This is a genomic window from Proteus faecis, assembly GCF_003144395.1.
GTDB lineage: Bacteria > Pseudomonadota > Gammaproteobacteria > Enterobacterales > Enterobacteriaceae > Proteus > Proteus faecis.
Genome location: NZ_PENZ01000052.1, coordinates 1 through 1,186 on the forward strand (window position 1 = coordinate 1; position 1,186 = coordinate 1,186).

1 protein-coding gene is annotated in these 1,186 nt (G+C 44.8%); it reads right to left on the reverse strand.

The window, feature by feature from the left end; translation table 11 throughout:
• Nucleotides 1-2 precede the first annotated feature (2 nt).
• Nucleotides 3-1,186, reverse strand: a 1,184-nt coding sequence (gene tuf / locus DK858_RS17985; protein ID WP_089503028.1) for an elongation factor Tu, incomplete at its 5' end; no start/stop codon positions are given.

The following is a 1,186-nucleotide window of genomic DNA, read 5'->3' on the forward strand; positions in this document are numbered from 1 at the left end:
AATTAACCTAATACTTTAGCAACAACGCCCGCACCTACTGTACGGCCACCTTCACGGATAGCGAAACGTAAACCGTCGTCCATCGCGATTGGGTGAATCAGTTCAACGATCATGTTGATGTTGTCACCTGGCATTACCATTTCTACGCCTTCTGGTAATTCGATAGTACCAGTTACGTCAGTTGTACGGAAGTAGAACTGTGGACGGTAGCCTTTGAAGAATGGAGTATGACGACCACCTTCATCTTTGCTCAGAATATAAACTTCTGATTCAAATTTAGTGTGTGGGTTGATTGAACCTGGTTTCGCCAGTACTTGTCCACGTTCGATTTCTTCACGTTTAGTACCACGCAGAAGAACACCAACGTTCTCACCTGCACGACCTTCGTCAAGTAATTTACGGAACATTTCAACGCCAGTACAAGTTGTTTTTGCTGTTGGTTTAATACCAACGATTTCAACTTCTTCACCAACTTTGATTACGCCACGCTCAACACGACCTGTTACTACTGTACCACGGCCTGAAATTGAGAATACGTCTTCAATTGGTAACAGGAATGGTTTGTCAATTGCACGCTCTGGCTCTGGAATATATGAATCCAGTGCTTCTGCTAATTCAACAATTTTTGCTTCCCACTCTGCTTCGCCTTCCAGTGCTTTCAGCGCTGAACCACGGATTACTGGAGTGTCATCACCTGGGAAATCGTACTGAGACAGAAGTTCACGAACTTCCATTTCTACTAATTCCAGTAACTCTTCATCATCTACCATGTCACATTTGTTCAGGAATACGATGATGTAAGGAACACCAACCTGACGACCTAACAGGATGTGCTCACGAGTTTGTGGCATTGGGCCATCTGTCGCAGCAACAACTAGGATAGCTCCGTCCATTTGCGCAGCACCAGTGATCATGTTTTTAACATAGTCGGCGTGACCTGGGCAGTCTACGTGTGCGTAGTGACGAGTTGGTGTGTCATATTCTACGTGTGAAGTAGAGATGGTGATACCACGAGCTTTTTCTTCTGGTGCGTTATCGATTTGATCGAATGCACGAGCAGCACCACCGTAAGTTTTAGCTAAAACTGTAGTGATTGCAGCAGTCAGAGTTGTTTTACCGTGGTCAACGTGGCCGATAGTACCAACGTTAACGTGCGGTTTTGAACGTTCAAATTTTTCTTTAGACA